23 protein-coding genes are annotated in these 13651 nt (G+C 36.3%); 2 read left to right on the top strand and 21 right to left on the bottom strand.

The window, feature by feature from the left end:
• Window positions 1-18: 18 nt before the first annotated feature.
• The 8 genes from ND2E_RS00195 to ND2E_RS23230 form a co-directional block, all read right to left on the bottom strand.
• A complete protein-coding gene (locus tag ND2E_RS00195; protein WP_033096039.1) occupies window positions 19-585 on the bottom strand; it encodes a hypothetical protein in 567 nt (188 codons plus the stop codon).
• 120 nt (window positions 586-705) lie between these two features.
• Window positions 706-1026, bottom strand: coding sequence for an AzlD domain-containing protein (locus ND2E_RS00200; RefSeq protein WP_033096038.1), 321 nt, complete (start codon window positions 1024-1026; stop codon window positions 706-708).
• Entirely contained in the window at window positions 1019-1747 is a 729-nt protein-coding gene (locus ND2E_RS00205) for an AzlC family ABC transporter permease (RefSeq protein WP_033096037.1), read from the bottom strand. The genes ND2E_RS00200 and ND2E_RS00205 overlap by 8 nt, the downstream gene beginning before the upstream one ends.
• Before the next feature lie 47 nt (window positions 1748-1794).
• Window positions 1795-2637, bottom strand: a complete 843-nt coding sequence (locus ND2E_RS00210) for an AraC family transcriptional regulator (protein ID WP_033096036.1) — start codon at window positions 2635-2637, stop codon at window positions 1795-1797.
• 146 nt (window positions 2638-2783) lie between these two features.
• Window positions 2784-3101 (bottom strand): hypothetical protein, encoded by a 318-nt coding sequence (locus ND2E_RS00215; RefSeq protein ID WP_033096075.1) that lies wholly within the window; start codon window positions 3099-3101, stop codon window positions 2784-2786.
• 19 nt (window positions 3102-3120) lie between these two features.
• Window positions 3121-3411, bottom strand: a complete 291-nt coding sequence (locus ND2E_RS00220) for a DUF1272 domain-containing protein (RefSeq protein ID WP_033096035.1) — start codon at window positions 3409-3411, stop codon at window positions 3121-3123.
• Window positions 3412-3534: 123 nt separating this feature from the next.
• Window positions 3535-4128 (bottom strand): outer membrane beta-barrel protein, encoded by a 594-nt coding sequence (locus ND2E_RS00225; RefSeq protein WP_033096034.1) that lies wholly within the window; start codon window positions 4126-4128, stop codon window positions 3535-3537.
• Between the two features lie 140 nt (window positions 4129-4268).
• Window positions 4269-4445 (bottom strand): hypothetical protein, encoded by a 177-nt coding sequence (locus tag ND2E_RS23230; RefSeq protein WP_190277876.1) that lies wholly within the window; start codon window positions 4443-4445, stop codon window positions 4269-4271.
• Window positions 4446-5033: 588 nt separating this feature from the next.
• On the opposite strand from ND2E_RS23230, the gene ND2E_RS00230 reads away from it, so the two are divergent.
• Entirely contained in the window at window positions 5034-5633 is a 600-nt protein-coding gene (locus ND2E_RS00230) for a DUF4082 domain-containing protein (protein WP_081962164.1), read from the top strand.
• A 358-nt stretch (window positions 5634-5991) separates the two neighbouring features.
• On the opposite strand, the gene ND2E_RS00235 is transcribed toward ND2E_RS00230, so the two are convergent.
• The 5 genes from ND2E_RS00235 to ND2E_RS00255 form a co-directional block, all read right to left on the bottom strand.
• Complete coding sequence (locus tag ND2E_RS00235; protein WP_033096032.1) at window positions 5992-6432, bottom strand: SRPBCC family protein; 441 nt, start codon at window positions 6430-6432, stop codon at window positions 5992-5994.
• 136 nt (window positions 6433-6568) lie between these two features.
• Complete coding sequence (locus tag ND2E_RS00240) at window positions 6569-7189, bottom strand: methyltransferase family protein (protein ID WP_033096031.1); 621 nt, start codon at window positions 7187-7189, stop codon at window positions 6569-6571.
• Between the two features lie 168 nt (window positions 7190-7357).
• Window positions 7358-7789, bottom strand: a complete 432-nt coding sequence (locus ND2E_RS00245) for a GNAT family N-acetyltransferase (protein WP_033096030.1) — start codon at window positions 7787-7789, stop codon at window positions 7358-7360.
• Window positions 7790-7974: 185 nt separating this feature from the next.
• The gene (locus ND2E_RS00250) at window positions 7975-8169 is read right to left on the bottom strand and encodes a hypothetical protein (protein WP_033096029.1); all 195 of its coding nucleotides are present in this window, start codon (window positions 8167-8169) and stop codon (window positions 7975-7977) included.
• A 107-nt stretch (window positions 8170-8276) separates the two neighbouring features.
• On the bottom strand, window positions 8277-8606 hold the full coding sequence (locus ND2E_RS00255) for an antibiotic biosynthesis monooxygenase family protein (protein ID WP_033096028.1): 330 nt from the start codon (window positions 8604-8606) through the stop codon (window positions 8277-8279).
• A 221-nt stretch (window positions 8607-8827) separates the two neighbouring features.
• Here ND2E_RS00255 and ND2E_RS00260 point away from each other — a divergent pair, with 221 nt between their 5' ends.
• On the top strand, window positions 8828-9340 hold the full coding sequence (locus tag ND2E_RS00260) for a MerR family transcriptional regulator (protein ID WP_033096027.1): 513 nt from the start codon (window positions 8828-8830) through the stop codon (window positions 9338-9340).
• A gap of 125 nt (window positions 9341-9465) precedes the next feature.
• On the opposite strand, the gene ND2E_RS00265 is transcribed toward ND2E_RS00260, so the two are convergent.
• The 8 genes from ND2E_RS00265 to ND2E_RS00295 all read right to left on the bottom strand — a co-directional run bounded on the left by ND2E_RS00265 (window position 9466) and on the right by ND2E_RS00295 (window position 13499).
• Window positions 9466-9714 carry a hypothetical protein gene (locus ND2E_RS00265; RefSeq protein WP_223303727.1) on the bottom strand — a complete coding sequence of 83 codons (249 nt, stop codon included), beginning with the start codon at window positions 9712-9714 and terminating at the stop codon, window positions 9466-9468.
• Window positions 9715-9849: 135 nt separating this feature from the next.
• On the bottom strand, window positions 9850-10161 hold the full coding sequence (locus ND2E_RS00270; RefSeq protein ID WP_033096025.1) for a cupin domain-containing protein: 312 nt from the start codon (window positions 10159-10161) through the stop codon (window positions 9850-9852).
• A 124-nt stretch (window positions 10162-10285) separates the two neighbouring features.
• Window positions 10286-10522: a hypothetical protein gene (locus tag ND2E_RS00275; RefSeq protein ID WP_033096024.1), complete on the bottom strand. Its 237-nt coding sequence runs from the start codon at window positions 10520-10522 to the stop codon at window positions 10286-10288.
• Window positions 10523-10673: 151 nt separating this feature from the next.
• Window positions 10674-11027: a DUF1428 domain-containing protein gene (locus ND2E_RS00280; protein WP_033096023.1), complete on the bottom strand. Its 354-nt coding sequence runs from the start codon at window positions 11025-11027 to the stop codon at window positions 10674-10676.
• A gap of 19 nt (window positions 11028-11046) precedes the next feature.
• On the bottom strand, window positions 11047-11517 hold the full coding sequence (locus ND2E_RS00285; protein WP_081962159.1) for an Imm41 family immunity protein: 471 nt from the start codon (window positions 11515-11517) through the stop codon (window positions 11047-11049).
• A 120-nt stretch (window positions 11518-11637) separates the two neighbouring features.
• Window positions 11638-11952, bottom strand: coding sequence for a hypothetical protein (locus tag ND2E_RS0122110; protein WP_150113816.1), 315 nt, complete (start codon window positions 11950-11952; stop codon window positions 11638-11640).
• 135 nt (window positions 11953-12087) lie between these two features.
• The gene (locus ND2E_RS00290; protein ID WP_033096020.1) at window positions 12088-12702 is read right to left on the bottom strand and encodes a hypothetical protein; all 615 of its coding nucleotides are present in this window, start codon (window positions 12700-12702) and stop codon (window positions 12088-12090) included.
• A gap of 113 nt (window positions 12703-12815) precedes the next feature.
• Window positions 12816-13499, bottom strand: coding sequence for a hypothetical protein (locus ND2E_RS00295; protein ID WP_150113815.1), 684 nt, complete (start codon window positions 13497-13499; stop codon window positions 12816-12818).
• Window positions 13500-13651 lie beyond the last annotated feature (152 nt).

Below are 13651 nucleotides of genomic sequence, written 5' to 3'. Positions count from 1 at the left end.
TTATAACATTATGAATAATTAACGAATTTCGATATCAGGTAACCAACGTTGTACACGTTCTATTTCATCACGTAAGTCTTCAGAATAAAAAGGTGTATTTAAATCTTCAGGCGGTGCAGCCAGTAAATTAAGATCTATTGCTTGTGCTTCTCCCACAATAACACCATCTCTTATCGTTAATGAATAATAAACACCATTCCAGAAGTTTGCCCCAAACTCATTACTTTTCTTGAACATAAAAAGCAAGTCATGCTCTAACCAACGTAAATCGACTGGTGTTATGGTACGAGGCTGTGGATAGGGATATCTGATATGACACCACAACTCAGGCCCTTCTAAACATTTCATCTCTTTCATCGATAAAAAGTAATCTTTAAAACGAGTGTGATCCATATCTAACTGATACTTAACTTTGTCAACGAGAGGTAAAAACTCGAGAGTACCAATCGCTATACGCTGTCCGTCTTTAGCAATTAAATTTATTGTTTTTGTGCCACTTAAGGCTGAAGCGCTATAACTGGTGGGTGAAATGAACATAGCTAGTATCAATACACTCGTTACAAAAATTTTAATGATTGTGAACATCTTAATACTCCTCGTTATTATACTATTAGCTTAACGACTAGAAAAATTAAGTCCATGACACTTAAGTAGGGTTTTTATTCACTATTATTAACTGCTTTCTCGCTGTACTGGGGTTATCAGTTAGAAAATTACTTGTAACAAGGCGAAAATACTCATGCCAAAGATGACAACCGCCAGAGTATTTTTTATCAATAGACTAAATATCAACGTCGCTACACCTGCGATTAAAAAAGGGCTGGTAATAAAATCTCCGCCACTATCCTGATGTCCTAAAAACACAATGGGTACCCACATTGCTGTCATAACCGAGGGTGCGGTATAGCTAAGTAATCGGCTTACTTTTGGCCCAAGCTTAAAAGAGACTGTATTTGAAAAAAATAAATATCGACAGGAGAAAGTAATGCCTGCCATGCCAGCTAAAGCTATCCAAAAATCATTCATTAATACTCTCCTTGTCTTTTGTTAAATATCCACAAACCATGCCAATAAAGGTTGCCGCAATCAGCGCATACTCGGCCATAAATACAGAAAGGATAATGGCGCTTAACCCACTCGTGACCACTGATACCAAAGTCGATCTGTTTTTAACCAGCGGAATAACTATCGCAATAAAAGTTGCCGCAATAGCAAATTCAAGTCCTAAATGTTCAAGGTTTGGAATATGCTGGCCAGCGACAATGCCTGCAAAAGTTGAAATATTCCAAATAACATAAAAGGTAATGCCAGAACTTAGCGCATATACCGGACTAAATCTTTTGTTTCTCACAATATAAGCACAGGTTACTGCAAACATTTCATCGGTGAGAAAAAAGGCAATACTGCAACGAAGACCGAATGAGCTATTTCTCACGTGCTCACGAAAAACAGCGGAATAAAGCAAATGTCTGGAACTTATAACAAAAGTTGAAGAAAACATCGAAGATAACGAGCCTACTGCTCCCATCATGGATAATGCAGCAAGTTGCGCCGCGCCCGCAAAAATCAACAATGACATAAGTTGAGCTTGTAACGGAGTTAATCCGACAGTGATTGCTAATGAGCCACACAATATTCCCCAAGGCACAACAGCAAGTGAAAGCGGAAATATAGCAATAACAGCTTGTTTCATTGTTTGAAAATCACTTGAGATAGACTCGTCTGCGACGACGGTTTTACTTGGCATTAACGCACTCCTTCAATATTTTGAACGAGTTTACAGGGGAATCGTTTTCAGTTCTTGTACAAAACTGCTTGTTTTTGGAACTTACTTGGGGAAGTACCTAAGGCTTTTTTAAAGTGCCTATTGAAATGACTTTGATCATGAAAACCACAATCACTTGCCACTATAACGGGTTTCACCCCTGCTTTTAGCAACGTTTTCGCTTTTTTTAATCTGGCCTGTATCTGGTAGCTATGGGGGGCAAGCTCAAACATTTTTTTAAATTGTCTAATGAAGTGATATTGACTTAACCCCGCAATTATCGCCAATTGTTTTAACGATATATCCTCAGCGGGATAACTATCTAAATACTCTTTTACTTGAAGCAGTTTTGCTTTACTACCTGAAATATCTTTTGGTATATGACGAAGTGATGAATGCCTTAGGGTTAACCTTAACATCAAGCTATACATAATTGTTTCTGTGAGTAATTGCGAAGCATTGTTATCCACTTGATTAAATAGCAGCCTTAATTGATCCGTTAATGATGGGTCGTTAATAACAGAAGAACTGAAATACGGTGCAAATTTCCCCTTGTCATAAAGATCATTACTGATATTTTCAAAGTGTTCAGGCAAAGGATACATAGCACGATATTGCCAACCACCCAATGAAGCCGATTCACCCGTGTGAACATCGTCTGCATTAACCAAAATAATTGAATTAGTATCGGCGGTATGGATTTCCCCAGTGCGATAAAAGCGTTGCGCTCCTTTTTCAATCACACCAATAGTATACCCTTCATGCACATGTTTAGAAAAAGCTTGCCCTTTATAATCGGCACGAACCATTTCAATACCACCATAGGCATTGGCAAGAGTGAAGTCGGCTTTTTCCTGTAGTTTATTATCCATAGCTAGCAATTATGTTGCATTGTAAAAAAATAGTACAATATTGCTGTTATTGTTCACAGCTATTTGCACTTTTTCTCACATTTAATTACCCCTCACTTAGATACATGGCTTTATATCAAAATTGAATGATTAAGCTGATACACAAATTAGTGGATTGTCCGTTTTTGCATATCCCACAAACTTCCTTGCCAATGAGAAATAGTGCCGGACGCTTCACAGGTATCACACTGCCACTCAATCACCTTCAAAGTGTTACACGACGCTTCAATGTTTCCCTCACAAGACAGATCAGTTCCACGAGTATTACAATTGAGATCAACGTTAATAAGTGGCCGTTCAATATTTTCAGAAGCTGACAATATAATCGTTGTCAGAAAATCAAATACCCTTTTGGCTTGTTCTGTTAGTGCTAGTACATCGCCCTTTTCGTCAAGAAATTGCTTAAAATTTACTTTTAGGATCATATTTTCCAACCTCAGCATGCTATCTCTCTATGCGGCAAAAGAAATTTTCGTTTAAAGCTTGATATGTGTTTTCTGCACAACCTTGTTCTTTTAGTATTCGTTTAGTTGATGCGGGGTAATTTTTTAACGCTGCAAAAGGTCGTATTGGACGACGCACAAAGTTACCACCACAATTAGGACATTGTTTATTTAGAACGCCTTCAACGCAATCTGTACAGAACGTGCATTCAAAAGTACAAATATTTGCCTCTGTTGATTCTGGAGGTAAGTCTTTATCACAACATTCACAGTTCGGTCTTAACTCTAACATTTAACACTCCAATAATTAAAAACATAACCCCAAAAAAAGGTTTTATTGATAGTTTGCTATACTTTTCGGCGCCCGAGCAAACTGTCAAAAGTATGTTTGAGAAATTTGTTTTCTTTATATCCATTAAAAAGAGTAACTAGCACCAAAGCTGGCACTTTTCCATGAAGACCCCATCAAGTCAGGTAATATCTTATAATCAACAAACACAATAAATGAATTTGTCATTTGGTAATTTAAACCAAGTCCATAACTAAAGCCACTTTCAGAAAGTTTAATTAAAGAGGGATATGTATCTGTCGTAATTCCCTCTATATCAGTAAAGCTACTGATTGTAGTTATTTCATATTTACTTTGAGTCATGCCAGCTAAAGCATATATATTAAATGAGTAGAACATTGGATAAGACGCTTTTAAAAACAATGAAGCTTGCGAATCAATATCTTCTTTATACTCAGCATCAGAAAATCCATTTTCAGAAAATGGATGCGAAGAGTAACCGGATATACCTGTATTGAACCTAGCTTCCAGCGAGAAAAATTGATTATATTGGTAACCTGCGATAATACCAGCGGTTTGAAAATCTCTATTGGGTAATAAAGTGAGTTCTTGCGCGCTATACTGTGCGCCTAAATACAAGTTACTTTCTTTAGAAGCATTCGCTGTAACGGTACAAGATAAAGCAAGAATGGCAAATGCCAAAGGTAGTTTTTTGTTCATTGTAAGTCCTTTTAGTTCAATTCAATGTTATCTATGAAGCTTTAGTTAACTTTAAAGCCATTGTCCATAGGCAATATATTGTTGAAAAAAAAAGTGCAGTGGGCAAAATGTTTATATTAAACAGATTATTACAGTAAAGTTCAAGTTCCCGAACAAGTGCATGCTAACTCACCATTTTCTTGGAACCATTGGTCGTATACCCCGCGAACACATTCACGTTGAACTTGAGAGCAATCTCGACTATTAACACCGCTACCGCCAGTTGAATAAGTACAGGCAGATACCGCTAAGGCAAGAAACAAACCTAAAATCTTCATAGAAACTCCATTTCATATAGATATAATGACTCCCCACGAGGTCCTAGCCTCCATTATCGTCGGTTAGCTTAAAGCCAGAGTCATAACTAGTGTGTAAAAAACTAAATAGTAAAGGCTAGCATGTATAAACATAACATATTTTTCATAGGCTTAGATACCCATAAGGCTCCTTTTGGAGTACTACTCATTGAAGGTGCCGTTCTATCAGGGCTACTTAATTGTCCTGACTAACTTGCTTGATAGATGCCTTAGGCAAATTGCGATTCTTCATAGGTGGGAAACCCAAGATATGTAGAGTTGGTAGCGCTGCTTTTCATGTCACTATACTCAACCAGTTAGTCTGATTAGTTGCAGATGTTCATGTGAATCGATTGCTACATATCTAACTGTCGAAATTTTTTACAGTTACAGTTGAACTGTATAAAATATAAGAATACATGATGACCCTGTAACCCCAAGCGAACACTTTAAAACTTTAATATCAACACATTAAAAATATTGGCTTAAAAAATGCTGTTACTGACTTACTGAGGCAGTATTTGCTAAAGTCGATATGTTTTAACAGACAATAACTAATTTTAGGAATAAATGATGATAAATCTCAAGATTAGAAATTTACTTGCAGGGTTAATTTTAATATTTTTTGGTACAAGTGCGAGTGCAATCCCAGTTGTTGAAATTAGTAGTTTCGGTTCCACATTTGGTCAAGATGAAATTCTTGGCTGGGGCTTTACAGCTAATGAAGACATTAATGTTACCGCCCTTGGCAATTTTGATTCGTCCCAGCTCGGATTAAACGGCAGTTTCGAAATAGGCCTGTGGGAATCTTCCGGTACTCTATTGGCGTCAACGACAGTAAGTGGTAATACGGGAACACTGGATGGTTACTTTTGGTATGAAGATATATCAATTATCCAACTGATTGCTGGCAATGACTACGTTATCGCATCATATGGTTTAGGGTCTGCCGTAAACGTGGCTTTTCAATCGGTAGTAACAACAGTAGATAGTGTCATTACGCAAAATAACGGATTATTTGCATTTTCCAATTCATTGGCATTTCCCACCCAAATTACCGCCGCGCCATATTATGCTGCGAGTTTCCAGTATGAAGTACCCGAACCATACGCACTAGCACTATTTGGATTGGGCCTATTCGGTATAGGCATAGCCCGCTGTAAAGCATAATTTATTGACTAAACTAAGTAGAGAAACTAATAACTAGGCCATCTCAATAGAGATGGTTTTTTTGGGTGTCTATTATAGATCTGCCGATATTCATCATTCATTTAACGAAAACGGGGTAAGACAACAATGCTGCCGTTTACTACAACCGGGCAATAGTGCTAGAAAAGAGCGCTTAACGACAACTGTTAATAATTAAAATAAATGTCTACGTTGTCTTTATTAAAGTCGTAGCTGCTCTCTGAGTACTTGCTACATACGTTAACTAAACGGAAAATACCGTTAGACTAATGTTCGCGAAATGCGATCCAACTGTAATTTCCATTTGAGTGCCTTGTCAGGTATTTCTTGGCATACTATTTTATGAATGATCTATATGTATGTCATTTGGAAAAGGTTTGCCCGTACCTTTTTCAACAGCATCTTTAAGGCTTAGTAAAAACACCGCCCATTTAGTACTACAATGTGCCATAAAGTCAGAGGATTCTTTCCAATTGGAATGTACAAACCTAACGAAAGTTTGAGTTTCCACAACTTTTAATTCAAATAGGATTTCAGTTCCCACCCATAACTCAGGGATATTTCCTGAATGTTTCCAGCCAACAAGTTTATTAGGAATGAGTTTAGTCACTAAAAAATCGGGTCCACCGCCATTAAAACGAAATTGGATAAGTGCCCCAACTTCGCCTGCACCTGAAATATCATTCGTCCACCATTTAGATAGGCCTTCGTTTGTGGTGAGTAACTCATATATTTTTTCGGGCGGAGCTTTAATTCCAACTTGATGATTTATTTCGGCCATGATTGACTCCTGTGCTTAGTTGACACCTAACGCCTTGTTAAGGGGCAAATTGTAGTTGACTGTAATTGTTGAGGCACGAAACAAAGCCAACTGTTTTTGCTCCATTTAAAGCGCTTGTTATATGCTACTTATAAACTTACACCCAACGCCGCACCTTTGCTACATAAGCAGCGTACTCTATAGGAAATTTTTGAGACAAATGTATTTCTTCTTCTAAAGCTTGACTATTTAGCGTGTATAAACCAATAGTTAAGCATAGCAATGAAAAAACAGAAGGCATAGCTAAGAAAAAACCTAGTTGCGCAACAGCTATACAAACAAACATAGGATTACGAGAAAATTGATAAGCCCCACTTGTAATAACTTTGGTTGGCCCAGAAGGGTCAATACCAGAACGCCATTCTTTTCCTAAACTACAATGAATTAAAGCGGTAGAGAGAAAGCCTGTAGTTAATAATACTAGACCTATAACTGGTGATAACTCTAGTATATTTAACATACCCAAATAATTATCAATATTCGGGTAAAACAGCCTGAATAAACATACCATCCATATAGAAATACGGAAGAAACGAAAAACAATATGGTTCCACCATGTTTGGCAAAACAACTTTCCTGAAAATACTAATGGCTTACCACTCTTTCTTTGCTTGCTAACCACTCTATAAGTATAGAATGCTGCAACAATTGAATAGAATACGGCCAAGTATACCTTGGTAAATTCAATAATTCCTGACGAAAAAAAATCTGACAACATAACCCTCTTCTCCGCAATAGCTGAATAGCAATATATTCAGAAATACATTTTTCGATTAACGTCTTTGCACATAAAGCCTTGTTATGTGTTTTTCAACAAAACGGAAACGTCCTTAGTTATTAGCTGTAGGCGTATCTTCTTGCTTATCTGTTTACGACAAATCGAAACTTAAAGTGTCATGTGTAGAATTGGAAATGGTTTTTCCATATCATCAATTGGAGAGCGAGATATGACTTTAAACCCCATATGTTCATAGAACCCTACCGCTGATGGATTTTGTTCATTTACATCTACTTTCGTTACATCAAGATGCTCAATTGCATACAATAAAAGAGTCTTGCCAATACCTTTCCCTCTTTCAGCATTAGAAATAAATAGCATTTCAACTTTAGATTCATCGACGCCCACAAAACCAACGAGTAATCCACTACTATTTTTTATGCATTTCAAAGTGACAGCAGGAAAAGCCTGTTCAATGATAATTGGTTTAAAAAACTCAATATCCTCTTCTGTAATAAAGTGATGAGTAGCTCGGACTGAATTTTCCCAAAGATTAAGCATCTCTGAATAATCTTCAGGAAGCACATTTTCTATAATCATATTTTTCTCACGAGTTAGAATATATTCTTGTGCAGCCGCGACTACGAATTATCAATGCATTACGTAGGTAATTACACCTATCACATAACGCCAAAATAAGCAGAAAACAATAGTTGGCTAAAAGATTTAATAAACTGATAACTGTCACCTGTAACGTCCGTTTAATGGCCTTGTTATGTAAACTTTTATAAGCCAGCTACAGCTCTTGCTTTACTTTGTACATCAGCTGCAAACTCCAATCCTTTTTTAAATCTACTTTCGGCTGCCGCAACTTCACTCGCATCCCCTTTGGCAGATAAAAGCGATTTAGATAAAACTTTATAAAGTGATGATATATGAGCTTGGTATGCAGCTTCGATTGCTTTTTCTATTGATCCCATTGTAATTCCCTTTTTAATATTCGACGTGATAAATATAGGATTAAATTACCCGTTAACCCTGACTTGAGCGAAAAATATTGACTGGATTTTTCTGTTTGAAATTCTTATTAGCTCCATGCTTTCACTTGATTGAAATGATTAAATATTTCTAGTGATGCAAACGAATCTAGGTACTCGTTGTACTCAGGTGATTTTTGAAGAATTTTAACTTGTTTAGCTGCTTCTTCAGCAAATTCAAGAGACTCCCAACGTACAAAGTCCATAAAAATATTTTTGCTTCGGCAACTTTGGTAAAACTCATAGCTGATGAACCCTTCAAAGCCCATCACAAGCTTGCGAAATTTTTCAATTGCTGTATTCACATAAACACTATTCATGTCAGGTTTTATTGTATACACAACCAACTCTATAATTTCATTCGATTTTTCGATATTCACAACACATCCTTTGATAATGGACCTAACGCCTCATTAAGAGCTAATAAAATAGCGGGTTAAAACTAGCAAGGCACGAGCAACAATCAGCTGTTTTTTGTGCCGCATAAATGACTTGTTATACATATTTCGCTGACAAACTTTAAATATTATACTAAAGGTGTTTGACTCGTCTATAGGTTCAGGGTTGAAACTACTCATGTGTTCAGCAAGAGGTCATAAAAATGCTTACGGTAACTAAATTAGCAAAAGCGTGCGGTATATCACGAGCGGCAGTGCTTTATTATGAACGTGAAGGTTTGTTAATGCCTAAATTACGCTCAGAAAATGGGTATCGTTGGTATAGTGAAAAAGAGCTAAAACGCTTGAAAGATATATTGCGTTTTCGTTCTTTTGGGATACCTGTCGCAGATATAAATAATCTTATTGAACACGATGATACAGAAACTCAATCAGAAATACTGAAAACTCAATTTAATAAACTTGAGCAATGTATATCAGAGTTTAGAAAGCAGCAAAGTGCAATTGTTGCGCTATTGCAACAACCTGAATTATTGGAGAAAAACATGGTTACGAAAGAGCGTTGGGTAGAAATAATGAAAGCATCTGGGTTTAGCGCAAACGATATGCTCAAATGGCACCAAAACTTTGAAAAGATGGAGCCAGCGGAACATCAATTGTTCTTAGAATCTTTAAGTATTGATGAGGAAGAAATTAAGCGAATAAGAAGCCTTTAGTGAAGATAATGCTCAAGGATGAGCTATGCGTATTCCGCCCTGTTAATAGGCAAAATATAGTTGGCTAAAATAAGCGACGCAGGAGCAAAAACCAACGGTTATTTGTCCTGATTTAACAGCGTGTTTTATTTATGACTTGCATCATTGATGTGTTTTTTTACCGCTTCAACTTGTGCATCACACTGTCTTTTATTGTCACCAGACATATCAGAACACTTTTGAGAAGAACTACCACTACTTGTAACTACATCAGTAGCAGCCAATAAAGCTAAACATACAGGAGTTGCTGAACCACAACTTGTAGCTTTATCGTAGTTTGGATTAGAACTGCAACCACTAAGCACTAAAACAATGAATACTATTGATAATTTCATAAATGACATCCATATACACCTATAAATATAAAGCCCTGCTAATAGGCAAAATATAGTTGGCTAAAATAAGCGACAAAGGAGCAAAACCAACTACAATTTCTCCTTGTTAAACATATTGTTATGTGATGAATACGCTTAATAAAAAATTGCTAACCAAACCGTCGTTTCATTAGATGAAGTTTCTATCACTCGGTGCTTTTCATGAGCTTTGATATTTAAGTAATCACCTTGCTGTAGAGTAACTTTAACACCATTTATATACTCAATGACACCATAACCAGATAAAACAATAACCCATTCATTCTCATTTTGATCATACCATCCGGTATCGGGAGATGTTTGTCCCTTTGATACTATACGCTCAACCCTTAGCTTTTCTGTAATGATAATATCTTCGAATATTTCATTTGGTAATTCTGATGGAATATTGCTAAATATATTTGCCAATACCTCCCCCCTTTAAATCACATAAAATCCCAATAACGGACAGATAACAGCTTGGCTAAAATAGTGAGCGGAGTGTACAAAAGCCAAGCTGTTATCTGTACACTTTAATCGGCTAGTTAGGTACTTATTTTCCCGAAAGCAATGACCATAAAATATCGAATAAAATGGTTTCATCCTCTTCAGATTGCTTCTTATGTTTAGCTGCTGCCTTATATGCTCTTTGTGCTGCTTGCGGCTGCCCTATTGATTCATAGTAACGGCCAGCTTTAACATTATTCTCAGACATTTTAGAAAGTTCTGCGCTTGACATACAGCCGCCGAGCACTAGAGAAAAAATAATAACTACTGTTAATTTGAGCATTCATAAATCCTTTTACACACTAAAATGGTGAAAATACTTAAGCGCCCCACTAAAAGGCAAATAAATAACTGGCTAAAATTAGCGACGAAGTAGCAAAAACCAACGGTTATTTGTCCTTTTTTTAACAGCTGGTATGGATAATACCTCGGTGCTACTCTTCTAAAATAACTTCGAAGCCACCATAAATTAAACGCTTACCATCAAAAGGCATTGGGTTTTGATCTGGGTGCATTCTAGGATCATCCATAATAGCTTCCCAACCCGCATCACGAACTTCCTTTGTTGGCCATACGACAGATGAAAAGACTACAGTCTCATCTTTGCTACATTTCACAGCCATTGGGAAGGATGTATGATCACCATCAGGAACGTTTTCTCCCCAACTTTCAGTAACTTTTAGTGCTCCGTGATCTTTGAAGACGACCGCAGATAACTTCGCATGTTCAATGTACTTTTTTTTATTTACTGTTGGTACTGCGGCAACAAAACCATCGACATAAGACATATATTATTCCTTTTATACTCTACAGGTTGAAGTTCACATAACGCCCTCGTTGATGGGCAAAATATTGTTGGCTAAAATAGTTGAGGCACGAAACACAGCCAACTGCATTTTTGACTAAAGGGTTAGCCAAGTCAAATGAACTTTCTAGTAAGACAACGCCAGATATAGCTCCCAATATTGCCATTTCAAATCGCTCTTTGAACTCATACAACTTATCAGTAGTAATGTTACGAATTTCGAATACATCATTTTTTGTAAAATGAGCCGATATTAATGTAAGTACTTTTTGTTGAAGTTTTAGGAGAGAGTAAACGAGATTTCTTTCAAAAGGCAAAGCGGTATTCTGCTGTTTAGCGATATTTAGCCGCTCTAAATGAAGTAACCAAAATAATTTTGAGTCCCACTCACCATATTCAGTAAGTCTCTCATCAAATGATCTTTCCCAATCTGGATTCCCTAGAATATTTCTGTCTAGTTCAGAGTGCATCATTTCTTCCTGAAATGCCCGTGTTACCCACAATAAGGGGCAAAAATCAGTTGGTTAAAATAAGCGACGCAGGAAAAAATACCAACTGTAATTTGTCCTGATTTATTTGCTTGTTAGCTTAATTTAGCTACGACACTCGCCATATTCATTTACCCAGTAAATTGAGTTACCAATTACAGCAATTGAACTAGATATTATTGCACTTAAAGGAAAAGTTATCACTGAACCAAGTATTTCCCCCAAGAATTGAGTTTTGCAATCATCTTTATCTGAGCACTCTAAGTCATCAAACATTTCTAATTGTTCAACAGAAAGCTCAACTCTTTTTTGTACGGTTTGGCGTTTTTTATCAAACTTCTCAGTAAAGTTTGGCATTACAGCACATGAACACAGAAATATAGAGAAAAAGGAAACTAGTAAAATTCGAGAAATATTCATAACCCTCCATGATTATTAAGCTAAAGCCACAATAAGAGGCAAATAATAGCTGGTTAAAATGTGCGAGAAACGAAGCGCAACTAATTGTTGCGTGTCCCCTCTTAATTGGCTTGTTATAAGCCACTTACTCTACACCTATTTATTTATGTTTTTTGGTATAGAACCAAGTAGTTGTTCAGAGCTTTGAATCGTAATCCGCTGTTCTGGAAACTGGGGCAATTTAATATTTAAGTACTCAGTGCCTGAAATTGTTTTACCTATACGTTTAAGAAAACTAGGCGTTTTATCAGAGAATAAACCTCTCTCCGATGTGACAACTGAAATGTCTTGCCAAGGAATAAACAAGTTCTTATGACCAAACTTGAAAGGAAAAAGAACTCGTAGGTAAACTCCTTTGCTGTTTGTCGCAACTTTTAAAATACCATTATGTCTTATTTTGCCAATATACCCATTTCCAGTTCGGAAATTTACGTTTGGATTATCGTATTTATAATTTCCATATTTTTTAGCTAAGTTTTGCCAGCCACTTTGTTTTCCTAACGAATAAGATACCCCAAACCAACCTGCTACAAAAACAATAAAGAACCATTGGGAAGTTAAAAAAGACTCTAATAATCCCTGAAAATGGATTACATACTCTTGAGCAATAGTAGGTATTTCACCACCAGTTCCTGAATAGAAAGAAAGGACAAAAAATGAAAGAAATGATACAGCCCAAATGAATCCGATAAACTTTAAAACAATCTTCATACTATCCTTGTGGCTTATAACGCCTCACTAAAAGGCTAAAAATAGTTGGTTAAAATAAGCGACGAAGGAGCAAAAACCAACTATTTTTTGTCCTTTTGAGTGACTTGTTATATTTACTTTAAAAGTGACAAAAGCTTATTGATAAGTGAATTTCTCTTCTTTTCTGGTGTAATGCGATTATACTCAAAACGAGGTGCTATGACTCCTTCACAATACGGGTAAACTGTACCTGTATATTCAAATTTTTTGAATTCTAGATTAGGCCAAGTTTTTTGAATTAAGTCCGATGCATTTTGTTTGAGTGTTTGAATATTATCAGATAAAAAAGTGCTAATTTCCTCATCTTTAATATTAATAGAAGCTTCAAAGTAATCTTCTTCTATGGATACTTCACCTCCACTTTCAAAGTTAAGAAAGACATTCATAGTATGCTCGTGTTCTGGAGACATAAATGAAAATGCGCCTAAAGGAAAATAGTCTTCCCTTGAACTCCAATTTGTATGAATATACTCTTTATTTCCAGTGACTTTTTCAACTATACAAGCCCACTGTTCAACAACATTTGGGTACCAAGAATCAAAATTATTGATGTAAATACCATCATAGTAAATTGTTACATGATTTGTATCCAAGCAATCTACAGTGGCTGATGATAACCCTATGTGTTCCACAAAATTTAATGCTTGAGCATGCAACTCTTCTTGATCTATTGGCTTAAATCCTTTTGCGTCTATCTCAATACTCACAAGACGATTCATTATTGCTCCTTCATTGGTTGATACAGTAAATATAGACATAATGACTCCCCACGAGGTGCTAGCTTCCAAATTCGTGGGTTAGCAAAGCCAGAGCCATAATATATGTGTTAAACAATATAAATTGGAGGCTAGCATGTACAAACATAACATACTTTTCATTGGCCTAGATACCCATAAAGTATCTACTGAAG

This window comes from Colwellia psychrerythraea (assembly GCF_000764225.1).
Lineage (GTDB): Bacteria > Pseudomonadota > Gammaproteobacteria > Enterobacterales > Alteromonadaceae > Colwellia > Colwellia psychrerythraea_D.
Note: the sequence above shows the minus strand (reverse complement) of the source record. Positions and strands in the feature narration are given on the sequence as shown.